Source organism: Ralstonia pickettii (assembly GCF_016466415.2).
Taxonomy (GTDB): Bacteria; Pseudomonadota; Gammaproteobacteria; order Burkholderiales; family Burkholderiaceae; genus Ralstonia; species Ralstonia pickettii.
Genome location: NZ_CP066772.2, coordinates 895,615 through 920,822 on the forward strand (window position 1 = coordinate 895,615; position 25,208 = coordinate 920,822).

Below are 25,208 nucleotides of genomic sequence, written 5' to 3' on the forward strand. Positions count from 1 at the left end.
CCCAGGAGACAGGCATGACATCGCTGGACGCTTTCCTGCGGTGCCGCGACTTTCTGCTCGCGCACCGTGAGGATTACGACACCGCTGTGCGCGATTTTGCATGGCCCCAGTTGGACCGCTTCAACTGGGCGCTGGATTATTTCGACGCCATGGCGCGGGGCAACGACGCCATCGCGCTCTGGGTCGTCGACGATCAGGGCAACGAGACGCGGCTGTCGTTCGCGCAGATGGCCGAGCGGTCGGCGCGCGTGGCCAACCATTTGCGGGCGCTTGGTGTGCAGCGTGAAGATCGCATCCTGCTTATGCTCGGCAACGTGCCCGGGCTGTGGGATGTAATGCTCGCCAGCATCAAGATCGGCGCGGTCATCATCCCGGCCACGACGCTGCTCACCGCAGAAGACCTGCGTGAACGCATTGCCATGGGGGAGGTGAGTCACGTGGTGGTGGGCGCGGCGGACTGCGCCAAGCTCGACGCCGTATCGGGCACCTTCACGCGCATTGCGATCGGTACGGACAAGGCGCCGGCAGGCTGGCACCGCTTTGAAGACGCCTACGATGCCCCAGCCGAGTTCACGCCTGACGCACCCACGCAGGCTAGCGATCCGTTGCTGCTGTACTTCACGTCCGGCACCACGTCCAAGCCCAAACTCGTGATGCACACGCATGCGAGCTATCCGGTCGGGCATCTGTCCACGCTGTACTGGATCGGCCTGCGCCCGGGGGATGTGCACTGGAACATCAGCTCGCCCGGCTGGGCCAAGCACGCGTGGAGCTGCTTCTTCGCGCCGTGGAATGCCGGCGCCACCGTCTTCATCTACAACTACGCGCGCTTCGAGCCCAAAGCAGTGCTGGATGTGCTCTGCCGCGCCAAGGTGACGACGCTGTGCGCACCGCCCACGGTGTGGCGCATGTTGATCCAGGAAGACTTGGCCGCGTGGAAGCCCGCCCTGCGCGAACTCGTGGGCGCGGGCGAACCGCTCAACCCGGAGGTGATCGAACGGGTGCGCGCGGCGTGGGGCATCACCATCCGCGACGGCTACGGTCAGACCGAAACGACCTGCCAGATCGGCAACAGCCCGGGGCAGCGCGTCCAGCCAGGCTCGATGGGTCGGCCGCTGCCGGGCTACCGCATCACGCTGCGCGACCCCGACGGCCACGAAGCGGAAGAGGGCGAGATCTGCATCGAATTGGATGCACGCCCGACCGGCCTGATGGAAGGCTACGCCGGTAACGCCGACAAAACCGCCGAAGCCATGCGCGGCGGCGTGTATCACACCTCCGACATTGCGGCGCGCGATGCCAGCGGCTACCTGACCTACGTCGGCCGCGCCGATGACGTATTCAAGGCATCGGATTACCGAGTCAGCCCGTTCGAACTGGAGAGCGTGCTGATCGAGCACCCGGCCATCGCCGAAGCCGCCGTTGTGCCGAGCCCCGACCCGCTGCGCCTGGCCGTGCCGAAGGCTTTCTTGGTACTGCGTGCGGGGCACGAGGCCGGCCCGGAACTGGCGCGCGACATCCTCCGGTTTTGCCGCAGCCGATTGGCTTCCTACAAACGCGTGCGCCGCATCGAATTTGCCGATCTGCCCAAAACCATCTCGGGCAAGATCCGGCGAGTCGAACTGCGCATGCGTGAAGCCGCGCGCAGCGAGAACACCGCTGGCGTGCGCAACCTGCAGGAATATTGGGAAGAGGATTTCCCGGGCGATTGACCCGCGTTGAGCTTTGGCACCCACGGAACGTGCGGCCCCCCGACCGCACGTTCCGCTGCGCCAGCGCTGATTGATATCAGCGCGACGAGCGAGGAACCAGGCGCAATTGACGTGCGCGGTCCAGGTCGTAGGCCGGCACGCCACCGTGCGGCAACGATGCGCGTGAAGCGGCCAGGTCGCGGCCGCGCACAATGACCGGCGCGAGCGAGCCTGCACGGATCAGGTCCGATGCAGCCAACTCGATCCAGTCGCGGTAATTGCGATAGACCTCTTCGGCCGTGATCTTCTGATGCGCGCAATCGCAGAGCGACAGCGCTTCGGAGGTGACGAAACAGCTGACGACCTTGCCGTCGACGATGGCTTGGAAGAACAGGTCGCCTACGGACCTGAACGTCTTGCCGGTGAATGAAATATTCATGATGCTCCCCCCATTGATCAGGCGCGCCGGTTGAATGACGTGCCCCACATGCCGCTTTCGCGGCGCAATGGTCACATGCAGGAGCGTGATTTCCGAATGGAGGGATGACGATGCTCCAGACGTTGAATCCGTCCGGATGCGATTGACCCAGTGAAGCGGGTCGGACTGTCCCTCGGTGCCGTTATGCCGGTCTGTCAATTCGGTGGTTGACTGCGTGTTCGCTCTCGCGCTGCGACCTTCCCCGTACAAAATTCCGTTATGTTTTTATGGCTACCACAATCGATGCAGCAGTCCGACACCTACGGTAATCGAGATGGCCAGCAGCCAGAGCAGAATGGTGGAGGCGCGCGTCGCCGGAAGACGTGTTTGAAAAAGGCGCCGACGCGTAGGAATCATCTGCCAATTGGCAGGGTGACGTTCCCACCCCAGCCGGGCAGTCAAGCCCGCTGTTTCCCGTTTGATTGTTCCCATGGCCGCTCCCGAAAGCTCGCCGCTGCCGCGTATTTACTTTTATTTAAATCTACTTTTCTTCGGTTGCATTCTAGGACACTCTCTGCAGACCGCCAGCGCCCCTTGGCATGATTCTTATCCTCCATTTGGCTCATAAACGGTAGGTTTAGGACATATTGGGGGTTCAAATAGGAAGTGATATTCATCACCTGCGAAGATGATTAATCGATGCGCAAACGCTTACGTTTGAAACGCATGACGATGGCGCCCCGCAACCTGCCTGCAAGGTGCCACCGATACAGTCACGCGCGTTTCGTGGATGACTTGTTGCAAGACTGCACAGCAACAGGCGCCCGAGCGTAAAACAGCGAAATGCCACGCACCTGCGTTACAGTGCCGCCGGGCTGGCAAGGCAACACAGAACGAGCAGGACATCGACATGACGCAAGCAAGACGCGCCCGGAACAACAGGGCGTTCGCAGGGTTCGGGCAAGGGGGGCGTGCCGCTTTGGTGGCATGGGCTGCATTGGTGGCAGGGGCCGCCGCCCACGCCGCTGCGCCGAGCCTGGCAGCGCGCCGTGCCGCGGTGCAATCAACACTGGCGCATGCCGGCAGTTGTCAGCGTCTAGGCGATTACTACTGGGAAATCGGTGACGCCCACGGCGAGCTGATGCACGGGCAGCAGGGCCAGCGCATCGGCGCCAACAAGACGGTGCGGTTGGCATCGGCCTCCAAATGGATATTTGGCGCCTACGTGGTCGAGCGTGCGCAAGGCAAGCCCACACCCGCCGAAATCGACGCGCTCACCATGCGCTCGGGCTACGACGGGCTCAATCCGTTGCTGTGCAATCGCAATGACACCGTGCAAAGCTGCTTTGCGCGCGGTCGCAACGCGACCTTCACGCCCGGGCACGTCGGCCGTTTCAGCTACAACGGCGGTCATGATCAGAAGCTGCTGATCGATCTCGGCCTGGGCCGCGCCGATGCCGAAGCGCTCAACAATGACCTCGACCGCCAGCTTGCCAATGCACCGGGCCTGCGCGATGCCGGCAAGCCGCTCGGCATCCGTTATCTCGCGCCCGAACCGGGTGGCGGAATGATCGCCACGCCGGCTGCTTACGGCCAGTTCCTGCGTCGTCTCATCCGCGGTGAATACCAGCTCGGCAGGATGCTCGGCCAGCATGCCGTCTGCACCGAGCCCGGCACATGCCCGACTGCCGTCAGCACGCCCGCCGCACTGCCATGGCATTACGCGCTCAATTACTGGATCGAGGATCAGCCCGGCGGCGACGGCGCGTTCAGTTCGGCCGGGGCGTTCGGCTTCTATCCGTGGATCACCGCTGACAAGCGGTACTACGGCATGCTCGTGCGCGAGACCCTTGGCCCACGCGCCTATGTGCGCAGCGCGGCATGCGGCACGCTGATTCGCCGTGCCTTTGCCGAAGGCAAGCCGCAGCATCCCGCAGAAAGCGCTGGCGGCGCCGATTTCGGCGACTGACGAAACACCGCAGATCAAGCGGCCAAGCCATCGCCTAACGTGGTGGGAGGTGGCGCCGCATCCTGCCGACACCCACAGCACCGCGGCACGCCGGTTGCGACGCACAGGCCACCTACCTGCATGGAGATGGTCCATGGTCCGGCACCCCCTGCACGGCAGCGAGCGCACGATTCCTGAAGACGCACGCATTCTCGGCGATGCGCACCCGGCGGAGCAGATCCGGGCGCTTTTGCAATTGCGCCGGCCGAACGAGGCTGAACTCGATGCGCGCCTGTCGGGCTGTGTTCACGCGCATGCCGCCGGGACGCCCCCGCCCACACCGCTGGCCCGCGAAGAATGGGCTGCTCAGTTTGGCGCCACTACGGACGACATCGATGCCGTCCGCACCTTTGCTCGCGAACACAGTCTGCAAGTGGTTGAAGTGAACGTGGCCGCCGCCACCGTCACGCTCACGGGCTCCGTCGAACAGTTCTGCCGCGCGTTCGATACGCACCTGCACCGCGTGGCACATGGCGATTGCGAATACCGCGGGCGTTCCGGCCCGCTGCGGTTGCCGGAGTCATTGCAGGACGTGGTTGTTGCCGTACTGGGGCTCGACTCGCGCCCACAGGCGCAGCCGCATTTCCGCTTCGTGCCGCTGCCTGCAGGGTCGACTGAGCCGGGAGGCATCCGGCCCGCGCGTGCGGCCCCCACCGCGTCGTACACACCGATGCAGCTCGCGCAGCTCTACGGCTTTCCGCAGGGCGACGGCGCGGGCCAGTGCATTGCGTTTATCGAACGCGGCGGCGGCTACCGGCAAGACGATCTGCGTGCGTACTTCCAGGAACTGGGCATGCCCGTACCGACGATGACAGCCGTGCCCGTCGGGCAGGGCGCAAACCGCCCAACCGGCGACCCGAGCGGGCCCGACGGCGAAGTCATGCTCGACCTGGAGGTGGGAGGCGCAACTGCGCCGGGCGCTACGCTGGCCGTGTACTTCAAGGTCAATACCGACGCCCGCCACGATGAGCCTGAACGTGGATTTGAAGGTGTTCTCCGCCAACGGCTACTACGACTTCGTCACGCCGTTCTACCAGACCATGCTGGATCTGAAGGCGATGCCCTTGCTGGATGCCGATGTGCGCAAGAACCTGTCGGCGGGGTTCTATCCGTCGGGGCACATGGTGTACCTGGACGGCGGTTCGCGCACGGCACTGAAGGCCGACCTGGCGCGCCTTTATGACGCCGCCACGACTGACCACCAAGCCGTCGCGCGCATCCGCATGCTGCAGGCGCGCAAGGCCTGAGGGGCGGACATGCCGGCCGCGCCACGCAGTTTGCGGATCAATAGCCGCGGTAGTACGGGTGGTAGTAATGCGGGCGATCGTAATAGCCGCCGGCCGGCACCACCACGCAGGCGCTCAGCGCAGAGGTAGCGGCAGCAGCAAGGATGAGCAGGGCGATGGTGCGTTTCATGATGAGGCTCCTAGGTGTTGGTGGCCGTTGATCTGGCCTCACTGTATGGAAATGCCTCGCAACCGCGCTTTACGGTTTGTAAGCAAAACTGTGGCGCCCAAGCCGGCAAACGGCCGTCCTCCCGGCGTTGGCAACACTCGCTGCGGGGCCCCCGTAATTCGCCGTTACCTTTGCGGCGAGACTGTGGAGCGGAGGCCGGTCGCCCGGGCGCTGTCAGCGCTGCGCCACAATGTTCTACGAACTTATCGTCACACCATTGACAGATCGTCGAGATCGGCGGGAAATACACCAAACGGCAAACGTTGTGCTTCAAGTTTGAACGCGAGGCGCCGATAGCCGTTTATATAGAGACAGATGTCAGGGCGCCTTGGCCTAGTCGAGGCAGCAAGCCCTGCGGGGACCATGCGATGCGCGCCACCCAACTGCGCGCATCGGCAACACATCGGGGGGCGCATCATGACCAATGTTCTGGAATCCACCATCGCTTGGGCTGCACCGTGCCTGATCGCCACTGCGATCGTCGTGCCGGTCATGTGGAACAAGCTGCGTACGCGCCGTGTGCTCGAAGCCATGCACCAGGCACGCGAACACCGCGACGAGTGATTTGTCGATCGGCCATCTGCGCCGCTCCAACCTTCTTGCCACGCCAGTAAAAACGAAAACGGGCGCCGCATTGCTGCTGGCGCCCGTTTGGCATTCTGCGAGGCCGGTTGCGGCGCGTCCCGTTGCGCCGCAATCCTGTTCGCTCAGGCTGCCACGGCCTTGCTTACAACGTCGCGCATGGCGGCGTGTGCGGCTTCCAGGGCTTGTGCGCGGGCGTCCGGGCCCATCGCCAGGCGTTCTGCGCGCACGAACTGCACATCGGTGATACCGAAGAAGCCGAACACGGTCTTCAGATAGGCCTCCTGGAAATCCATGGCGGCGGCCGGGCCGGCGGAGTACATGCCGCCGCGCGTCGACGCAACGATCACCTTCTTGCCACCGGCCAGTCCGACCGGGCCAGTTTCCGTGTACTTGAACGTACGGCCGGCTTGCGCCACGCGGTCAATCCAGGCCTTGAGCTGGCTGGGCACCGAAAAGTTGTACATCGGCGCGCCGACCACGATCACATCGCTGGCGAGCAGTTCATTCACGAGCGTTTCCGAGCGTGCATGCTCTGCGCGGGTCGCGTCGTCAAAATCGTCGGCGCCCGTGGCGCGGAAGCCCGCGGCAATGGCGCCGTCCAGGTGCGGAATGGCTTCGACCGACAGATCACGGTGGACGACGGTGGCGCTGGGGTTTTCGCGGCGCAGCTCGTCAACAATGGCGGCGCTCAGCAGGCGCGAAGCCGAGGCGTCACCGAGGATGCTGGAATCAATGTGAAGGACTTGCATGGTGTCTCTCCAGGAAAAAGGTGGGTTGCTGCAAAGATAGTGCGATGCAGCGAGTTCCAGTAGTGGGTCCAATCGACACACATCGTTCTATGAGTGGGACAATGCGCGGGTGCTTTGGAGAACCGCCATGGAAGACCTGAACGACCTCGTCCTGTTTGCCAGCGTGGTGACGCACGGCAGTTTTTCCGGCGCCGCCAGGGCGCTGGGGATTCCGAAATCGCGCGTGAGCCGCCGCGTGGCGGATCTGGAAACACGTCTGGGGGTGCGGCTCCTGCAGCGCTCAACGCGCGCCGTGCATGTCACGGACGTGGGCTCGGCGTTCTTTACGCATTGCGAATCGATGACCCAGGCCGCCCGCGCCGCCTTCGAGGTGGCCGAGCACGCCGGCGAAAAACCTTCCGGCCGCCTGCGCGTGAGCTGTCCGGTGGGCGTGGCGCATGTGTTCATCGCGCCCGTGCTGTCGAAATTCCTGCGCGCACAGCCCGATGTGCGCCTGGAGCTGGACGTGACAAACCGCCGTGTCGACGTGATCGGCGACGGCTACGACGTGGCGCTGCGCGTGCGCTCGACGCTGGACGATTCCAACCTCGTCGTGCGCAGTTTTGGCGTGAGCGACCAGGTGCTGGTGGCCAGCCCGTCGTTTGTCGCCGAGCATGGGCCCTTCGAGACGCCGGAGTCGATGCGCGGCGTGATGGGCGTGGGCGTCGACGGCGCGGCCGGTGAGCGGACGCGCTGGCGCCTGACCGCTCCCGAAGGCGGTGCGGTCGATATCGAATACACCCCCGCGCTGGTGACGGACGACCTGTATCTGATGGGGCAGACCGCGCTGGCCGGCATTGGCGTTGCGCAACTGCCGTTCAACCTCTGCGCGGAGCCGGTTCGTGATGGCCGGCTGGTTGTGCTGCTGCCGGGATACCGGTTGCCGGTGCACCAGTTTCACGCGGTGTTTCCGTCACGCCGGGGCTTGGTACCGGCGGTGCGCGCGTTTATCGAATTCCTGGCAGAAGAGTTGCCCGGCATGACGGCAAATGTCAGTCGCTGCTATGAGGACATCGTTCGGCAGCCCGATCGTTGACTCTGCAACGATTGCGAATCGGCAGTATCATCAACGGCTTCGCTTCTCCCATTGGCGCGGGTGCCTTGAGTGGCATGCGCGCACGTTCCCATGTCCTCCCGCCCCAGCATTGAACCGCCCAAGCCAGATACGCCTACTGCACCGATTGCGTCGGCGTCCAGCCCGCTGGATGCGCTGCCCGTGCCTGAAATTCCGGTGATGGCGGTGATGGGCGGGCTGATGCTCGCCATCTTGCTGGGCGCGCTGGAGCAAACCATCGTTGCGGTGGCCTTGCCCGTGATCGCGGGCGAATTCAACGGCTTTGCGTTGATGGCCTGGCTGGTGTCGGCGTATCTGGTGGCGTCCACGGTGGTGACGCCCATCTACGGCAAATTGAGTGACCTCTACGGCCGCCGCGCCATGCTGACGACGGCCATCGTGCTGTTCGTGCTGGCGTCGGTGGCGTGTGCGCTGGCGACCAGCATGCCGATGCTGCTGTTTGCACGCGTGCTGCAGGGGCTGGGCGGCGGCGGTCTGATCTCGGTATCGCAGGCCACGATCGCCGATGTGGTGCCGCTGCGCGAGCGTGGCCGCTACCAGGGCTACGTGAGCGGCATGTGGGCCATGGCCAGCCTCGCCGGTCCGGTGATCGGCGGTTACCTGACGCATTACCTGTCATGGCGCTGGATTTTCTGGATCAACCTGCCGCTGGGCATTGTCGCGCTGCTGGTCGTGCGCCGCACGCTTCGGCATCTGCCGGTGGCGCATCAGCGCCGCCCCATCGACGTGCCGGGCGTGGTGCTGTTTGCCGGGGGCCTGACCGCGCTGTTGCTGATGATCACCCGCGTGGGGCAGGGCACGCCGCTCACGCAGCCCGAAAACCTTGGCCTGCTGGCGGCGGCGGTGGTGCTGCTGGGCGCGTTTGTCTGGCAAGAGAACCGCGCCGTCGAGCCGATCATTCCGCTGTCGATGTTCCGGGTCCGTACCGTCACGATCTGCTGCCTGGCGCTGTTCCTGTGCTTCTTCCAACTGATCGCCACGTCGGTGCTGATGCCCCTGCGCTTCCAGATGGTGGCGGGTGCCAGCCCCGATGCCGCCGCGCTGCGCCTCGTGCCGCTCACGCTGTCGATTCCGCTTGGCGCCTTCATTGCCGGCAAATGGATGACACACAGCGGTCGCTACAAGCCCCTGATGCTGGGTGGCGCATGCGTGGTGCCGTTTGCCGTGGCATCGCTGGGTCTGCTGGACCCGCACAGCGTGTTGGCGCTGACCCTTGCGATGATCGTGCTTGGCCTGTCGATTGGCGTGCAGTTCCCGACGGGCCTGGTGGCCACGCAAAATGCGGTGTCGCCGCAGACGGTGGGCCTGGCCACGGCACTGACCGCCTTCTCGCGCCTGCTGGGTGGCGCGGTGGGTGTGGCGGTGCTGACGTCCGTGCTGATTGCGCTGCTGCGTCAGGCTGCGCCCGAAGCGCAGGTGGCGGCCGGCGGCGACGTGCTGATGGACCTTTTCCATGCCGCGCTTGCCAGCAGCGGTGCCGATGCCCAGGCCCTGCAGCGCGCAGGCGAGAGCGCGTTCCGGCATCTGTTCTTCTTTGCCGCTGCGGTGTCGGTTATTTCGCCGCTGTTGGTCATGCGGCTGGAAGAGAAGGCGCTGCGCGGCAAGGTGTCGCTTGCCGAGGCTGTCGAGTAAGGCTGGCCGCGCTAGCTTGTGGCAGGCGCCAGCGCCCGCCGTCGAGCGCGGCGCGCCACGCTGCCCTCGTAGAGTGCCCAGCGCAGCGTCGGCGCCACGGTGCGCATGGCCGCCGACGCAAACGTCGCCTGCAGCGGCGGCCGCTTGAGATCAAGCATCTGTATTGCCCACGGCGGCAGCAACTGGATGCCCGCATCCAGGAAGAGGCGTACCGCAGGGCGCAACCCCGGGCGCGGCGCCTGCCACGTCATCAATACTTCCACGACCGTGCGCGTGCGATCGCTGGCCACCAGCTCGGCGCGCATCGCATTCAGATAAGTCTGCACGGCCGCCCGCGATTTCGGCACGTCGTGCGCGCCGAGCATTTCGGCCACCAGCGCGGTCTCTTCAAAGTAACGATCCTGTTGCGCGCCGCTCAGGCTGGCATCCACGTAGCGCAGATAGCCCGCCAGGAAGCTCGACATCTCGGCCACGTGTACCCAGGTGAGCAGATCCGGGTCGTTGGCCGAGTACGGCCGGCCATCGGGCGCGATGCCTTGCACGCGGTCGTGGATGGTCTTCACGCGGTCGATGAGCGCCAGCGCATCGTGTCGGCTGCCGTACGTGGTGCCGGCCACAAACTGTGCGGTCCGGCCCAGGCGTCCTTGCAGGTCTTCGCGAAAGTTGGAATGGTCCCACACGCCGGCCAGCGCGCGCGGGTGCAGCGCTTGCAACAACAGCGCGCTGATCCCGCCGGCCATCATCGCCGGAAAATCGGCATGGACCTTCCAGCAGACCGCGTCGGGGCCGAACAGGCCCGGGTCGCCCGGCGGCGAGGCAATGTCGAGGGTCAGGCTGCCGGTGGCGCGCGTCAGGCCGCGGACCTGGTTGGCGATGCGTTCGCGAATGGCGACGAGTGGCGAGGGCATGGTGCCGAAAGTGCCGGGAAGCACGAGGCGAGGAAGCCTCTATTCTACCGACCCGCACCGGAGCACACGGTGCCCGCCGTGATGACAGAACGCCGCAGCCGATGTGCATGCGCAGGACCATTTGTTGCGACGGCATGTTTATCCGCCCCTCCTAGAATGGAGAACAGTCCCACGAGAACGCGATGCCTATGACCCCCCACCGACATACCACCTGGTTGGACTGGCTTGTCCTGGGTGCGCTGCTGGTCGGCTTATGCCTGAGCCTCCCCGGGCGCGCGGCAGACAACGCGCAAGGTTTGCGCGACAAATACCAGAGCGTGGCGCCACAGTTGGCCGATAACGTGTTCCATCGCCCGCTGGTCCTGGAATCCACCGAAGCCCCCGACCGGCTCAAGAGCGACATCTATAGCGTGCTCGACTACCCGTTTGCCACCGTCAAGGGCGCGTTGGGCGACCCGGAGCACGGTGCAGCCAACTGGTGCGACGTGCTCATCCTGCATCTGAATATCAAGTACTGCCACGCCACACACGGCGCGGACAGCAGCGTGCTCAACGTGAACCTCGGCCGCAAGGTAGAAGACTCGCTTTCCGCCAGCTATCGCCTTGAGTTTGGTTATCACCCTGTTGTCAGCAGTGCGGATTACTTTCGCGTTGAACTCAGCGCGGCTTCCGGCCCGCTCAGCACCCGCGACTACCACATCATGCTGGAGGCCATTCCCGCGCCGGGCACTGGCAACCACACGTTTCTGCACCTGACCTACGCTTATGGTTACGGCGCCGCCGGCCGACTGGCGATGCGCACGTACCTTGCAACCGTGGGCAGCGGCAAGGTCGGGTTCACCAAGACGGCGGAATCGTCACCGGGTGGGGAGCCCGAATTCGTGGGCGGCGTGCGCGGCCTGCTTGAGCGCAACACGATGCGCTACTACCTCGCCATCGATGCGTATCTGAAGTCGCTGTCTGCGCCGCCGGACCAGCGTTTGCAGCAGCGGCTGAACACGTGGTTCAACGCCACCGAGCAGTACGCACGCCAGTTGCACGAAGTGGAGCGGCAGGACTACCTGCAGATGAAGCACCACGAAGTCGAGCGCCAGCGGCAGGCGGCGCAGTGACGCTTCAGGCCGGGCGGTAGACCTTGGCGAAGCGCCGCGCCTGCACGACGCCGTAGTCGCCGGGGGCGTATTGGAGCACCCAGTCGCCGGCCTGGCCGTGCAGTACGTCACCGGCTTCGGAGCGCGCCATTGAGAACGCTTCGCGCATCTGCTTGGCCAGCACCACGCTGGGGCGGTTGCGGTAAGCGCCGGCCTGACCCTGCGCGAGCGATGCATCGGCGGGGACGTACTTTGCATCGAAACGCTCGCGCGAAACGACCCAGCGGTCGCCGGTTGAGCCGGTGATCAGTGCATCGCCAGGGGCGTAGCGGTTCGGGCCTTCCAGGCTCATCAACTCGCCGGCTTGGGTGGCAAAGTCGACGTGGACGGTCTCGTCCTTCACAAAAGGGCGGGCGGCGGGGTCCGTGCGCAGGTCGACGTGTTGCAGGGTAGGCATGAGGTGACGCAGAAGGCGATGAAGGCGAGGTCGGGCGAGAGGTCGTAAGCGTAGCGCAAATGGTCGCCTATCGGCAGTCGATGATCTACCGCTTCGGTCGACCGTACGCTCGCAACTGCGGGCCATGTTTGAAAAGACTTGCACGCGCTCGCAGGCGGAAGCCGTGGGCGCGATGTTGTGGGTGCTGTCGCAGCGCCGGCCGCGAGGCTAGTCGAGCGTCAAGACAGCACCGGGCGGACGTATCTGCGCTCGTAGCTGACTCAGTAGTACCGCAACTCCGTCGCCTTGCCGTGGAACACCTTGTACGAGTAGATCGTGTAGCCGACGATGGTCGGCAGCACGATGGCCACGCCCACCAGCATGAACTCGAGCGATTCCGGCGCGCTGGCCGCTTGCCAGATGTCGAGCCGGTCCACCACGAGATACGGGAAGAGGCTGTAGGCGAGGCCGTTGAAGGCCAGCAGAAAGATGGCGCCGGTGCCGACGAACGGCGCCCAGACGAGGTGTTCATCGCCCTTCGCAATCTGCTGCGGCAGGCGGCGCAGTACCCAGTCGATCAGCAGGAACAGCACGATTGTCACCAGCGGCACGGGCGCCAGCAGGATGATGTTCGGCAGCGCAAACCATTTGTCGAACACGCGAGTGCTGACCCACGGCGTCGCCAGCGACACGGCGGCCACGCCCAACGCGGTAAACCACAGGCTGCCGCGTGCCCACAGCACCGCGCGCAGCTGCAGCGCGCCTTCCGTCTTCATGATGAGCCACGTGGCGCCCAGCAGCAGGTAGCCGGCAATCAGGCCGCCTGCCGTGCAGATCGCAAAGATGACGTTGGCCGCGTCGTACTGGAAGCCGGTGATGTACAGCCCGAGCATCAGGCCCTGCGCTGCGGTGGCAATGACAGAGCCGGCATAGAACGCGCGATTCCACCACGGCTTGTGGTGCGCGCGTGCCTTGACGCGAAAGTCGAATGCCACGCCACGCAGGATGAGCCCGAACAGCATCAGCGCCACCGGCAGATGCAGCGCGCCCAGGATCTCGCCATGCGCGGCCGGAAACGCCACCAGCAACAGCCCGACCCCGAGCACGAGCCAGGTTTCGTTGGCGTCCCAGAACGGGCCGATGGAGGCGATCATGGTGTCCTTCTCGGCGTCGTCGGCGCGGCGCAGCAGGATGCCGACGCCCAGGTCGTAGCCGTCGAGGACGACGTAGGCCAGCACGGCGATCCCCATCAGGGCCATGAAGACCACCGGCAGCCAGCCGGCGGGTTGGGTGAGGTCAGGAATGGTGCTCATGCGTGGCTCGCGACGGGCGCGGAAAGTTCAGAGGTGTGCTTGCCGGGGATGTCGGCATCGGTCGGGTCGATGGCGCCGCCGGCCTTGCGGGCCAGATAGAACACCACGCCAATGTAGGAGGCGATGAGGAACGCGTACAGCGCGAGATACATCGCCAGCGTGCTGCCGATCATCCGCGCGGGCACGGATGAGGCGGCCTGCGCAGTGGTCAGCACGCCGTAGACAAGCCACGGTTGCCGGCCGATCTCGGTCACGTACCAGCCGGCCACCACCGCCACCCAGCCGGAGAACGTCATGGCGACGAGGGTGCGCGCCAGCCAGCGCGGCAGTTCACCATTGCGGCGAAGGCGCCAGGCGCTGGTCCACGACACCGCCAGCATCAGCAAGCCAACGCCCACCATCAGGCGGAAGGCGAAGAACACGGGCAGCACGGGCGGATGCTGATCGAACTGATCGAGCCCCCGCACTTCGCCGTCGAGCGAGTGCGTGAGATACAGCGATGCCACCTTCGGCACCGCGATCTCGTAGCGATTGCTGCGCGTTGCTGCATCGGGAATGCCGAACAGCACGGCCGGCACACCGCGTTCGGTTTGCCAGATGCCTTCCATCGCGGCCAGCTTGGCAGGTTGATGTTCCAGCGTATTCAGGCCGTGCGCATCTCCGGCGGCAATCTGCAACGGGATGAGCATGGCGGCAAGCACCACGCCGGTCTTGAGCGCCCCACGCACGTCGCCACCGCGGTCGTTGCGCAGCCAGCGGTAAGCGGACAACCCCGCCAGCAGGAACGACACCGTCAGCCCCGAAGCCAGCAGCATGTGCGTGAACCGGTAGGGAAACGACGGGTTGAAGATGATCGCCAGCCAGCTTTGCGGATGCGCACGGCCGTCGATCATCACGTAGCCGGCGGGTGTCTGCATCCACGAATTGAGCGCGATGATCCAGAAGACAGAGATGGTCGTGCCCAACGCGACAAGGAACGTCGCGAATGTGTGGATGCGCGGGCTCACGCGGCCGGTGCCGAATAGCATGATCCCGAGAAAGCTGGCTTCCAGAAAGAACGCGGTCAGCACCTCATACGCCAGCAGCGGTCCGGCGATATTGCCGACGGTATTCATATAGCCAGGCCAGTTCGTGCCGAACTGAAAGCTCATCGTCACGCCGGATACCACGCCCAGCGCGAACGTCAATGCGAAGACCTTCACCCAAAGGCGATAGGCGGCCATCCAGGCCTCGTCACCGGTCTTGCGATAGCGCAGCTTGAAGAACAGAAGCACCCACGCAAGCGCGATGCTGATGGTGGGAAAGAGGATGTGGAAGGTGATGTTGGCGCCAAACTGGATGCGCGCCAGGACAACGGGATCGAGTGACATGGGCTTTCTCGGGGGCTACTTGGACTTGCCGCCAACGACAACGGCAAGCTTGTTCTTCATTTCCAGCAACTTATGCACCTTGGCGCCCATCTTCATGAGTTGCTGCAGCGATTCGGCGTCGAGCTTCTGCACGTCGTCAAACCAGTTGGTCATGAGCGTGATGAGCTCGTACATCTGTTTCATGCGCGCTTGCGCGTGGCGGTCATCCGGATCCGTGGGGGATTCGAGCATCACGTCGCGCAGCAGCGAAAGCGTGGGGTCGATCTCCCGCTTGCGGCGTTCTTCCGCCAGCGTGCGGAAGATGGTCCAGATGTCGTCAGGGGCCGAAAAGTATTCGCGCCGGTCGCCCGGTTTGTGCGACAGCCGCACCAGCTTCCACGACTCCAGCTCCTTGAGCCCAATGCTCACGTTGGAGCGGGAGAAGCCCAGCGACTCGGCGATCTCGTCCGCGTTGATCGGCTCGCGCGCAGCATAGAGCAGCGCGTAGATCTGCCCGACGGTGCGGTTGATGCCCCAGCGGCTGCCCATCTCGCCGAAATGCAGGACGAAGCGCTGTTTCAAGGGAGAGAGTTGCATTGTTTTGATCTTTCTCAATTTTCAGGAATTTCTGAAATTTTAGGCGTCCTACCCTGCAGTGCAATGTGACGCGCTGTCGCGGGATGCTCGGATTGAGCCCGACGCAATTGCAAAAACCCCGTCGAACGCACATCGCGATTGTGCTGTCTTCGCCTACTATGCCTATGCGGTAACGTCCCTCAAAACGCACATTCTCTGGAGCGCAAACATGGCCTCACACGGTTTGATTGCCTGGTTGATCATCGGCGCGGTGGCAGGCTGGCTGGCCGGCATCCTGGTCAAGGGCGGCGGTTTCGGCATCTTCGTCGACATCGTGGTCGGCATCGTCGGTGCGTTCATCGGCGGATGGCTGGCTGGGGTGCTGGGCATCTCGCTGGGCGGTGGGTGGATCGGCTCGATCATCACGGCGGTGATCGGCGCGGTGATCCTGCTGTTCATCATCCGGCTGATCAAGCGCGCCTAGCGCGCGCCAGCACCGGCGTCAAGAACGGCGGTGGATGCGCATGTCATCCAACCGCCGGATTTCAACATGCACCGCATCACCTAGACTGGTTGAACCCAGGGCAGCCGCGCCGCGCCACAAGCGCCGGCGGGGCCGGTACACGCTAACCCGGCGAGGCCACCATGTCTGACCAGCTCACCACCGCACCGCAAGAACTCTACGAAGGGTTCGAAATTCACGTTGTTCCAAGCCCGACACGGGCAAACTCCTCGCGCTACACCTACACCGGCTACGTGTGCCACCCCGGCGCCGATCCACAGTTGCCCGGTCATGTCGTGCCCTTTCATGCAGATGGCGACGATACCTTCCGCAGCCCCGAAGAGGCCATGGAGGAAGCCGTACACGTGGCGCGCAGCATTGTCGACGGCACGCATCCGGATCTCTCGGTGCTGTCGATCGTGACGCACGGCTACTGACGCCGAAACCTGATCCGGGCAGCTTCCCTTCCTATCGGTCATGCACGAGATGCGCCGGTCGCCCTTGGCGGCGGCCGACGCATTTGCTGTGCCGCACCATCCCGAATCGTGTCTGCACCGAAAGCGTGCGGTGCGGTGCCCGTGTGTGAGGCACGCGCCCTGGCCGGTGTCTGGCCAATTTCCTGTAAACCGCGATAGGACAAGGCTTTGTGAGCCTGGCATACCTGTTGCATAGCACCATTGCGCGGGTCAAAGGCGATCCGTGCTCTTCGTGGTGAAGGCCCTGGTGCTCAGGGCGACTTGGACAACGGCGTCCCAGACCCTGGCTAGTGCAGCCGGGCTCTCGGACGCCTTTCTTTTTTTCGGCCCCTGATTGGGATTCAACATGACCGGCAAAGCCACCCGAATCGACCTGTTCAGCCTGCGTACGCCGCAGATGCGCGCCTTCCATCTGACGTGGCTCGCGTTCTTCGTGTGTTTCTACGCATGGTTCGCCTGCGCGCCGCTCATGCCGGTGCTCAAAGGCGAGTTCCACCTCACGCCGGGGCAGATCGCCAACATCAACATCGCGGCGGTGGCGGTGACGATCCTGGTGCGGTTGATCGTCGGCCCGCTGTGCGACCGCTTCGGCCCGCGCAAGACGTATACCGGCTTGCTGCTGCTGGGGGCCATCCCGGTGCTGGGCGTGGCACTCGCGCAAAGCTACGAGACCTTCCTGTTCTTCCGCCTGGCGATTGGCGCGATTGGTGCGAGCTTCGTCATCACGCAGTACCACACGTCGGTCATGTTCGCGCCGAACGTGGTGGGCACCGCCAACGCGGCGGCGGCCGGCTGGGGCAACGCAGGCGGCGGTGTGGCGCAAGGCACGATGCCGCTGCTGCTGACCGCCATCGTGATGATGGGCGTGACGCAGAGCATGGGCTGGCGCCTGGCCATGGTGGTGCCGGGCGTGGCGATGCTGCTCGTCGCGGCGCTGTACTGGCGCTATACGCAGGACTGCCCGGAAGGCAACTTCAGCGCACTGCGCGCCGCCGGCAAGACCATCGAAGGCGGCAAGAAGGGCGGCTGGGGCAGCTTTGTGGCCGCCGCCGGCAACTACCGGGTGTGGCTGCTGTTCATTACCTACGGCGCGTGCTTTGGCGTGGAGATCTTCATCCATAACATCGCCGCCACCTACTACGTCGATCATTTCGGCCTGTCGCTGTCGGCCGCGGGCATGGCTGCGGCGAGCTTCGGCCTGCTGGCGCTGTTTGCCCGTGCGCTGGGTGGCATCGTGTCGGACCGCGTGGCTGCCAAGCGAGGCCTGGATGCGCGCACCCAACTGCTGTGCGTGCTGATGATGGGCGAGGGCCTCGGCCTGTTCGGCTTTGCCCATGCAGGAAGCGTGACGGTGGCGGTGCTCGCGATGCTTGGTTTCGGCCTGTTCACGCACATGGCATGCGGTGCCACGTATGCGCTGGTGCCGTTCATTGACCGCCGTGCGCTCGGCGGTGTGGCCGGCATCATCGGGGCGGGCGGCAACGCGGGCGCGGTGGCGGCGGGCTTCCTGCTCAAGGGCATGGCCGATACGCAGGCCACGCTGTCCATCCTCGGCGTTCTGGTGGCGCTGTCGGCCATCTGCGCCATTGCCGTGCGCTTCTCGGCAGAACACAAGGCGCGCGAACAAGCGCTGTACGACAACACGCTGGCCGCTGCCGGCAACGCCTGAAAGAGGACATCACCATGACCATGAAGATCGTCGTCATTGGCCACGGAATGGTGGGCCACAAGTTTCTGGAAAGCCTGCTGCATGCTCCGGGCCATCACCTCCAGGTGACGGTGCTGTGCGAAGAGCCGCGCCCCGCCTACGACCGCGTGCACCTGTCGGAATTCTTCACGGGCAAGACGGCGGAAGAGCTCTCGCTCGTGGCGCCGGGCTTCTTTGACCGCGACGACGTGGTGCTCAAGCTCAACGCCCGCGCCACGGCCATCGACATCACCGCCAAAACGGTGACGGCCTCGACCGGCGAGGTGCTGCCGTACGACAAGCTTGTCCTCGCTTCGGGCTCGTTGCCGTTCGTGCCGCCCGTACCGGGCCGCGACCGCAAAGACTGCTTCGTCTATCGCACCATTGAAGACCTCGAAGCGATGGCCGAATGCGGCCAGCGTGCCAAGACGGGCGTCGTCATCGGCGGCGGCCTGCTGGGGCTGGAATGCGCCAAGGCGCTGCGCGACATGAACCTGCAAACGCACGTGGTCGAATTTGCCGGCCGCCTGATGGCGATGCAGGTGGACGACGGCGGCGGCCGCATGCTCCGCCGGAAGATCGAAGACCTGGGCGTGACCGTTCACACGCAGAAGAACACGTCGGAAATCGTCGACGGCGAAACGGCGACGCACCGCCTGAACTTTGCCGACGGCACGCACCTGGAAGCCGACATGGTCGTCTTCTCGGCCGGCATCCGCCCGCGCGATGAACTGGCGCGCGCTTGCGGGCTGGAGGTGGGCGAGCGCGGCGGCATCGTGATCGACTCCGAATGCCGTACCTCCGCGCCGGATGTGTACGCGATTGGCGAATGCGCACTGTGGGGCGGCAAGGTCTACGGTCTGGTTGCGCCCGGCTACGAGATGGCGCGCATCACCGCCAAGCAGATCCTGGCCGCCGACGATGCGTCGGAGTTCAGCGGCGCCGACATGAGCACCAAGCTCAAGCTGATGGGCGTGGATGTCGCCAGCCTGGGCGATGCGCAGGGCGTGACGCCGGGCAGCCGCAGCGTGCAGTTCACCGACGAGCGCAAGCAGATCTACAAGAAGCTGGTGGTGTCGGAAGACGGCAAGTATTTGCTGGGCGGCGTGCTGGTGGGCGATGCGGCCGAATACGGCACGCTGCTGCAGATGATGCTCAACCGCATCGAACTGCCCGAGGCGCCCGAATTCCTGATCCTGCCGCAGGCCGATGGCAACGCACGCCCGGCGCTGGGTGTGGATGCACTGCCTGACAGCGCGCAGATCTGCTCGTGCAACGACGTGTCCAAGGGCGCGCTGTGCCAGGCCGTGTGTGCTGGCGCCACGTCCGTGGGCGCACTCAAGGACGCCACCAAGGCCGGCACTTCGTGTGGCGGCTGCGTGCCGCTCATGACGCAGGTGATGAAGGCCGAGATGAAGAAGCAAGGCCTGGCCGTCAACAACCACATCTGCGAGCACTTTCCGTATTCGCGTCAGGAGCTGTATCACCTGGTACGCGTGGGCCGCATCCAGTCGTTCGACGCGCTGCTGGAAGCGCATGGCAGCGGCATGGGCTGCGACATTTGCAAGCCGGCTGTGGCGAGCATCCTTGCTTCGTGCTGGAACGACTTCGTGCTCAAGAAAGAGCATGCCAGCCTGCAGGATTCCAACGACTACTTCCTCGCCAACATCCAGAAGGACGGGACGTATTCCGTCGTGCCGCGCATGCCGGGTGGCGAGGTCACGGCAGACGGCCTGATCGCCGTAGGCCAGGTCGCCAAGAAATACGGCCTGTACACCAAGATCACGGGCGGCCAGCGCGTCGATCTGTTCGGGGCGCGGCTGGAGCAGTTGCCGCTGATCTGGGAAGAGCTGATCGCGGCCGGCTTTGAATCGGGCCACGCGTACGGCAAATCGCTGCGCACTGTGAAGTCGTGCGTGGGCTCCACATGGTGCCGCTATGGCGTGGGCGATTCGGTGGGCTTTGCGGTAGCGCTGGAGAACCGCTACAAGGGCCTGCGCTCGCCGCACAAGATCAAGTTTGGCGTCTCGGGCTGCACGCGTGAATGCGCGGAGGCGCAAGGCAAGGACGTCGGCATCATCGCCACCGAGAAAGGCTGGAACCTGTATGTGTGCGGCAACGGTGGCATGAAGCCCCGCCATGCCGAACTGCTGGCGGCAGACCTCGATCGGGAAACGCTCATCAAGTATGTCGACCGCTTCCTGATGTTCTACGTGCGCACGGCCGACCGCCTGCAACGCACGAGCACATGGCGCGACAACCTCGAAGGCGGTCTCGACTATCTGAAGGATGTGGTGATCAACGACAAGCTGGGCGTCGTGGCCGAACTCGAAGCCGAGATGCAGCACGTGGTCGACACCTACCAGGACGAATGGAAGACGGCTGTGACGAACCCTGACGTGCGCAAGCGCTTCCGCCACTTCGTCAACAGCGAAGCGAAGGATGCGAATGTCGTCTTTGTCGAAGAACGCGGCCAGATCCGCCCGGCCTCGGTCGAGGAGCGTGCCAAGACGCGGCCCGTGCGCATTCCTGTCGTTGCCGAAGCCGCTTGAGCCAATTAGAGGAAGAGGAGGTCGCCATGCAAGCATCCCGTTGGACGCCCATCTGTGCCCTGGACGACATCGTGCCCAACACCGGCGTCTGCGCGCTGGTGGACGGTGACCAGGTCGCCGTGTTCCGTGTGGGCAGCACCACGCAAACCGTGTACGCCATCGGCAACTACGATCCGAATGCCCATGCAGCCGTGCTCTCGCGCGGGCTGATCGGCAATCTGGGAGAGCGCATCGTCGTGGCCTCGCCGATCTACAAGCAGCATTTCGATCTGACCACGGGCGAGTGTCTGGAAGCGCCGGCCAATTCTGTGCACGCGTACGCGACCAAGGTCGAGAACGGCACCATCTGGGTGGGGGTGTGAGCATGACGTCGGCGCGCCCCAAGCTGGTCGTCATTGGCAACGGCATGGCCGGCATGCGCACGGTCGAAGAATTGCTCAAGCTCGCGCCGGACCTGTACGACATCACCGTGTTTGGCGAAGAGCCGCACGGCAACTACAACCGCATCCTGCTCTCGCCTGTGCTGGCAGGGGAGAAGCAGGTTGACGACATCATGCTCAACACGCGTGAGTGGTACGACCAGAACCGCATCGTGCTGCACGCCGGTGACCCGGTCGTCGCCATCGACCGCCCGCGCCGCACGCTGCGCTCACGCGACGGCGTGGAGATGCGCTACGACCGCCTGTTGATCGCCACCGGCTCGCGCCCGTTCATCCTGCCGGTGCCGGGGCACCTGCTGCCGGGCGTGATCGCCTTCCGTGACATTCAAGACGTGGAGACGATGCTGGAGGCCGCGCGCAACCACCGGCATGCGGTCGTCATCGGCGGCGGCCTGCTCGGGCTCGAAGCGGCCAACGGTCTGATGCGCCAAGGCATGGACGTGACGGTCGTGCACCTGCCCGACACGCTGATGGAGCGACAACTGGACAAGCCCGCCGCGCAGTTGCTGCAGAAGGCGCTGGAAGCCAAGGGCCTGCGCTTCCTGCTGGGCGCGCACACGGCCGAGTTGCTGGGCACCGACCGCGTGACCGCTGTGCGCTTCAAGGACGGCACCCAGATTCCCGCCGACCTCGTGGTCATGACTGCCGGCGTCCGCCCCAATATTGAGCTGGCCAAGGCCGCCGGCCTGCATTGCGAGCGCGCCATCATCGTTGACGACACGCTGCAGACCTATGACCCCCGCATCTATGCCGTGGGCGAATGCGTGCAGCACCGCAGCGCCACGTTCGGCCTCGTTGCACCCATCTGGGACCAGGCCCGCGTGTGCGCCGCACATTTGGCCGGCGCCGGGCACCGCCGCTACGTTCAGCAAGCCACGGCCACCAAGTTGAAGGTCACCGGCGTGGACTTGTATTCGGCAGGCGATTTCATCGGCGGCGACGGCACCGAAGACATCGTGCTGCGCGACCCGCGCCGCGGCGTCTACAAGCGCCTGGTGCTGAAGGAAGACCGTATCGTCGGCGCAGTCCTTTACGGCGATGTAGCAGACGGCCCGTGGTACTTCGACCTGATCCAACGCGAGGTGCCCATCACGTCGATCCGCCAGCGCCTGTTGTTTGGCCGAGCGCTCTGCGAAGCGGAAGCCGCGTAATGAACACCGGCAAGACGCGACACCGGCAACACCCTTTGCACGCCGCCGGTGTGGCCGTTGAAGCCCTAGATGGCGCCTTGAATTTCTGTAAGCGGGCGGAAAAAGGAAAGAGGCTTGGCTGAGCGAAGCGAGTTTGCCTCCTTCCCCGCCCGGTTACATAAATTCAAGGGGAAGTCGCCATCTCGGGCGCGCCTTTCTTTGCTTACTTTCTTTGGCAAGACAAAGAAAGTGAGTCGCCCCCGGCAGGGGGTGAAACAAGGGGTGCACGACAAACGCACAGCAATACGGAAATGACGATGACCACCATCCCCATCCACCCAATACCGAACGCCGTGCGCACCACCTGCCCCTACTGCGGCGTCGGCTGCGGCGTGCTCGCGACCCCGCAAGCGGATGGCAGTGTCAGCATTCAAGGCGATCCAACGCACCCCGCCAACGCAGGGCGCCTCTGCGTGAAGGGCTCCGCGCTGGGAGAAACCGTCAGCCTAGAAGGCCGCCTCCTGTATCCCGCCATCCGCCAACGCTCGCATGACCTCGACGCCCCCATTGCCCCGCTGCAGCGCGTGACATGGGACACCGCGCTCGACACCGTCGCCCAGGGTTTCCGCCGCATCATCGACGAACACGGCCCCGATGCGGTCGCGCTCTACGTCTCCGGCCAGTTGCTGACCGAGGACTACTACGTCGCCAACAAGCTGATGAAGGGCTTCATCGGCACGGCCAACATCGATACGAACTCTCGGCTATGCATGTCGTCGGCCGTGGCGGGCCACAAGCGCGCGTTCGGCGAAGACCTCGTGCCCGTCTGCTATGACGATCTGGAAGCGGCGGACCTCATCGTGCTGGTGGGCTCGAACACGGCGTGGTGCCATCCGATCCTGTTCCAGCGCATCGTGCGGGCCAAGGAAGCACGGCCCGAGATGAAGGTGGTGGTGGTTGACCCGCGCCACACGGCCACGTGCGAGCTGGCCGATCTGCATCTGCCCATCAAGCCCGGTACCGATGTGCGGCTGTTCAACGGCCTGTTGTCGTTCCTCTCGCGGCGTGGCGTGGTGGACAGGAATTTCGTCACGCTGCATACCAACGGCCCGGACGCCGCTCTGAAGGCCGCCGGCACCGGCAGCGACGACGTCGAAGCCGTCGCCAAGGCCTGCAAGCTCAAGCTCGACGATCTGCTGACGTTCTACAGCTGGTTTGCCGATACGGAACGCACCATCACCGCGTTCTCGATGGGTGTGAATCAGTCGACGGCAGGCACGGACAAGGTCAACAGCATCATCAACTGCCACTTGCTTACCGGCCGCATCGGCCGCGCCGGCATGGGGCCGTTTTCGATTACCGGCCAGCCGAATGCGATGGGCGGCCGCGAAGTGGGCGGTCTGGCCAACATGCTGGCCGCGCATATGGAGCTGAATGATCCGTCGCATCGCGACCTCGTGCAAACGTTCTGGGCGTCGCCGCGCATGGCCGACAAGATGGGCCTCAAGGCGGTCGACCTGTTCAAGGCCGTTGAAGACGGGCGCGTCAAGGCCGTGTGGATCATCGGCACCAATCCCGTGGTCAGCCTGCCGGATGCGGACCAGGCGCGCCGTGCGCTGGCCAAGTGCAGACTCGTCGTCGTTTCAGACATTGTTGAAGCCACCGACACTACCGCGCTGGCCGATATCCTGCTGCCCGCGCTTGGCTGGGGCGAGAAAGACGGCACGGTGACGAACTCCGAACGCCGCATCTCGCGCCAGCGCGCCTTTCTGCCGGCACCCGGCGAGGCGCGCGCCGACTGGGACGTCATCGCCGACGTCGCTCGCCGCATGGGATACGACGGCTTCGATTTCAAAAGCCCCGGCAATGTGTTTGATGAACACGCACGCCTGTCCGCCTACGCGAACGATGCAAGCGGCATTCGCCGCGCCTTCCACCTCGGCGGCCTGGCGGGGCTCGATGCCGGAGCATACGACGGCATGTCGCCCGTGCAATGGCCCATCGCAACGTCGGGCAACAGCGAAGCGCGCCTCTTCAGCGATGGCCATTTCGCTCACACCGATGGTCGTGCGCGTTTCGTGCCGACGCCGGCCCGCGCGCCGGCGCATGCGGTCGATGACGACTATCCGCTCATCCTGAACACCGGCCGCGTGCGCGACCAATGGCACACCATGACGCGCACCGGTCGCGCCCTCAAGCTGGCCGACCACGTGCCCGAACCGTTCGTCGATCTGCACCCGCACGATGCGCTGCTGGCTGGCGTGCGCGAAGGCAACCTGGCGCGCGTGTCGTCGCGTTGGGGCAGCGTGGTGGCGCGTGTGCGCATGACGGGCGGCATCGCGCGCGGCAGCGTGTTTGTGCCGATCCACTGGAACGGCCAGTTTGCTTCCGATGCGCGCGTCGGTGCGGTCGTCAATCCGGTGGTCGACCCGGTATCCGGCGAGCCGGAGTTCAAGCACACGCCGGTGATGGTCGAGCCGTTCGATGTGGCCTGGCACGGCTTTGTCCTCTCGCGCAGCGCACTCGACACCGACGATGCAACGTGGTGGACGCGCATCCAGGGCAAGCAATTCGTGCGCTATGAGCTGGCCGGCCGCCAGCAACTGGACTCGGTACACAATTGGGCGCGCGCGCTGCTTGGCGTGACGGATCCGCACGCCGACTGGCTTGAATACGAAGACACCACCGCGCGTGTCTACCGCGCCGTACACGTGGTGGACGACCGCATCGAAGCCTGCGTGTTTCTCTCACCGCGCCCGGATCTGCCGTCGCGCAACTGGCTGGCAGGCCTGTTTGCGCAAGAGCGCCTGGAAGACGTCGATCGCGCGGGCGTGCTGCTCGGCCAGCCGATCGAAGCGGGCGTCGATGTGGGGCCGACCGTCTGCTCCTGCTTTGGCGTGGGCCGCAACACCATCTGCGATGCGATTCGCACCAAGGGCCTGCAATCCACTGGTGAAATCACGGCCTGCCTGAAAGCGGGCGGCAATTGCGGCTCGTGCGTGCCGGAGCTGAAGCGGTTGCTGGTGGAGGCGCGCGTGCAGCAGGCGGCGTGACTGCGCGTCACGCTGCGCGCGATAGCGATTTTATGCCCGGGTA

21 protein-coding genes and 2 pseudogenes are annotated in these 25,208 nt (G+C 64.8%); 15 read left to right on the forward strand and 8 right to left on the reverse strand.

Going from position 1 to position 25,208, the window contains the following annotated elements; all coding sequences use genetic code 11:
* Positions 1–14: 14 nt before the first annotated feature.
* The gene (locus tag RP6297_RS20325; protein WP_009240551.1) at positions 15–1,712 is read left to right on the forward strand and encodes an AMP-binding protein; all 1,698 of its coding nucleotides are present in this window, start codon (positions 15–17) and stop codon (positions 1,710–1,712) included.
* Positions 1,713–1,788: 76 nt separating this feature from the next.
* Here RP6297_RS20325 and RP6297_RS20330 read toward each other — a convergent pair whose 3' ends face one another.
* Positions 1,789–2,130, reverse strand: a complete 342-nt coding sequence (locus tag RP6297_RS20330) for a DUF1488 family protein (protein ID WP_004627574.1) — start codon at positions 2,128–2,130, stop codon at positions 1,789–1,791.
* An 889-nt stretch (positions 2,131–3,019) separates the two neighbouring features.
* Between RP6297_RS20330 and RP6297_RS20335 the strand changes: the two genes are divergently transcribed.
* The 3 genes and pseudogenes from RP6297_RS20335 to RP6297_RS20345 all read left to right on the forward strand — a co-directional run.
* Positions 3,020–4,078 carry a serine hydrolase family protein gene (locus RP6297_RS20335; RefSeq protein WP_009240553.1) on the forward strand — a complete coding sequence of 353 codons (1,059 nt, stop codon included), beginning with the start codon at positions 3,020–3,022 and terminating at the stop codon, positions 4,076–4,078.
* Positions 4,079–4,211: 133 nt separating this feature from the next.
* Positions 4,212–4,667 (forward strand): annotated as a pseudogene (locus RP6297_RS20340) (protease pro-enzyme activation domain-containing protein); the annotation flags it as partial.
* A 409-nt stretch (positions 4,668–5,076) separates the two neighbouring features.
* Positions 5,077–5,364 (forward strand): annotated as a pseudogene (locus tag RP6297_RS20345) (peptidase S1); the annotation flags it as partial.
* 37 nt (positions 5,365–5,401) lie between these two features.
* Here RP6297_RS20345 and RP6297_RS22735 read toward each other — a convergent pair.
* Positions 5,402–5,533, reverse strand: coding sequence for a hypothetical protein (locus tag RP6297_RS22735; protein WP_004627564.1), 132 nt, complete (start codon positions 5,531–5,533; stop codon positions 5,402–5,404).
* 456 nt (positions 5,534–5,989) lie between these two features.
* Here RP6297_RS22735 and RP6297_RS20350 point away from each other — a divergent pair, with 456 nt between their 5' ends.
* Positions 5,990–6,136: a hypothetical protein gene (locus RP6297_RS20350; RefSeq protein ID WP_004627561.1), complete on the forward strand. Its 147-nt coding sequence runs from the start codon at positions 5,990–5,992 to the stop codon at positions 6,134–6,136.
* Between the two features lie 143 nt (positions 6,137–6,279).
* On the opposite strand, the gene RP6297_RS20355 is transcribed toward RP6297_RS20350, so the two are convergent.
* Positions 6,280–6,906: an FMN-dependent NADH-azoreductase gene (locus RP6297_RS20355; protein WP_009240556.1), complete on the reverse strand. Its 627-nt coding sequence runs from the start codon at positions 6,904–6,906 to the stop codon at positions 6,280–6,282.
* Positions 6,907–7,033: 127 nt separating this feature from the next.
* Between RP6297_RS20355 and RP6297_RS20360 the strand changes: the two genes are divergently transcribed.
* Together RP6297_RS20360 and RP6297_RS20365 are read left to right on the forward strand one after the other, a co-directional pair.
* Positions 7,034–7,981 (forward strand): LysR family transcriptional regulator, encoded by a 948-nt coding sequence (locus tag RP6297_RS20360; RefSeq protein WP_009240557.1) that lies wholly within the window; start codon positions 7,034–7,036, stop codon positions 7,979–7,981.
* A 90-nt stretch (positions 7,982–8,071) separates the two neighbouring features.
* A complete protein-coding gene (locus RP6297_RS20365) occupies positions 8,072–9,652 on the forward strand; it encodes an MDR family MFS transporter (RefSeq protein ID WP_009240558.1) in 1,581 nt (526 codons plus the stop codon).
* Between the two features lie 11 nt (positions 9,653–9,663).
* Here RP6297_RS20365 and RP6297_RS20370 read toward each other — a convergent pair whose 3' ends face one another.
* The gene (locus RP6297_RS20370; RefSeq protein ID WP_009240559.1) at positions 9,664–10,560 is read right to left on the reverse strand and encodes an oxygenase MpaB family protein; all 897 of its coding nucleotides are present in this window, start codon (positions 10,558–10,560) and stop codon (positions 9,664–9,666) included.
* A gap of 182 nt (positions 10,561–10,742) precedes the next feature.
* On the opposite strand from RP6297_RS20370, the gene RP6297_RS20375 reads away from it, so the two are divergent.
* Positions 10,743–11,672: a hypothetical protein gene (locus RP6297_RS20375; protein WP_009240560.1), complete on the forward strand. Its 930-nt coding sequence runs from the start codon at positions 10,743–10,745 to the stop codon at positions 11,670–11,672.
* A gap of 4 nt (positions 11,673–11,676) precedes the next feature.
* Here RP6297_RS20375 and RP6297_RS20380 read toward each other — a convergent pair whose 3' ends face one another.
* From RP6297_RS20380 to RP6297_RS20395, 4 genes are all read right to left on the reverse strand, one after another.
* Positions 11,677–12,108: a PGDYG domain-containing protein gene (locus RP6297_RS20380; RefSeq protein WP_009240561.1), complete on the reverse strand. Its 432-nt coding sequence runs from the start codon at positions 12,106–12,108 to the stop codon at positions 11,677–11,679.
* A 260-nt stretch (positions 12,109–12,368) separates the two neighbouring features.
* Positions 12,369–13,400, reverse strand: coding sequence for a cytochrome d ubiquinol oxidase subunit II (locus tag RP6297_RS20385; RefSeq protein WP_009240562.1), 1,032 nt, complete (start codon positions 13,398–13,400; stop codon positions 12,369–12,371).
* On the reverse strand, positions 13,397–14,770 hold the full coding sequence (locus RP6297_RS20390; RefSeq protein WP_009240563.1) for a cytochrome ubiquinol oxidase subunit I: 1,374 nt from the start codon (positions 14,768–14,770) through the stop codon (positions 13,397–13,399). Before RP6297_RS20390 ends, RP6297_RS20385 begins: the two co-directional genes overlap by 4 nt.
* A gap of 15 nt (positions 14,771–14,785) precedes the next feature.
* A complete protein-coding gene (locus RP6297_RS20395; protein WP_009240564.1) occupies positions 14,786–15,346 on the reverse strand; it encodes a GbsR/MarR family transcriptional regulator in 561 nt (186 codons plus the stop codon).
* A 208-nt stretch (positions 15,347–15,554) separates the two neighbouring features.
* On the opposite strand from RP6297_RS20395, the gene RP6297_RS20400 reads away from it, so the two are divergent.
* From RP6297_RS20400 to RP6297_RS20430, 7 genes are all read left to right on the forward strand, one after another.
* Positions 15,555–15,809: a GlsB/YeaQ/YmgE family stress response membrane protein gene (locus RP6297_RS20400; protein ID WP_004627540.1), complete on the forward strand. Its 255-nt coding sequence runs from the start codon at positions 15,555–15,557 to the stop codon at positions 15,807–15,809.
* Between the two features lie 161 nt (positions 15,810–15,970).
* Complete coding sequence (locus tag RP6297_RS20405; protein ID WP_004627538.1) at positions 15,971–16,264, forward strand: hypothetical protein; 294 nt, start codon at positions 15,971–15,973, stop codon at positions 16,262–16,264.
* A 385-nt stretch (positions 16,265–16,649) separates the two neighbouring features.
* Positions 16,650–17,972, forward strand: coding sequence for an MFS transporter (locus RP6297_RS20410; protein WP_009240565.1), 1,323 nt, complete (start codon positions 16,650–16,652; stop codon positions 17,970–17,972).
* A 14-nt stretch (positions 17,973–17,986) separates the two neighbouring features.
* Positions 17,987–20,542, forward strand: coding sequence for a nitrite reductase large subunit NirB (gene nirB / locus RP6297_RS20415; protein ID WP_009240566.1), 2,556 nt, complete (start codon positions 17,987–17,989; stop codon positions 20,540–20,542).
* A 26-nt stretch (positions 20,543–20,568) separates the two neighbouring features.
* Positions 20,569–20,904 (forward strand): nitrite reductase small subunit NirD, encoded by a 336-nt coding sequence (nirD, locus tag RP6297_RS20420; protein WP_009240567.1) that lies wholly within the window; start codon positions 20,569–20,571, stop codon positions 20,902–20,904.
* Positions 20,905–20,906: 2 nt separating this feature from the next.
* Positions 20,907–22,133, forward strand: a complete 1,227-nt coding sequence (locus tag RP6297_RS20425) for an NAD(P)/FAD-dependent oxidoreductase (protein ID WP_009240568.1) — start codon at positions 20,907–20,909, stop codon at positions 22,131–22,133.
* A 290-nt stretch (positions 22,134–22,423) separates the two neighbouring features.
* The gene (locus tag RP6297_RS20430; RefSeq protein WP_009276967.1) at positions 22,424–25,165 is read left to right on the forward strand and encodes a nitrate reductase; all 2,742 of its coding nucleotides are present in this window, start codon (positions 22,424–22,426) and stop codon (positions 25,163–25,165) included.
* Positions 25,166–25,208 lie beyond the last annotated feature (43 nt).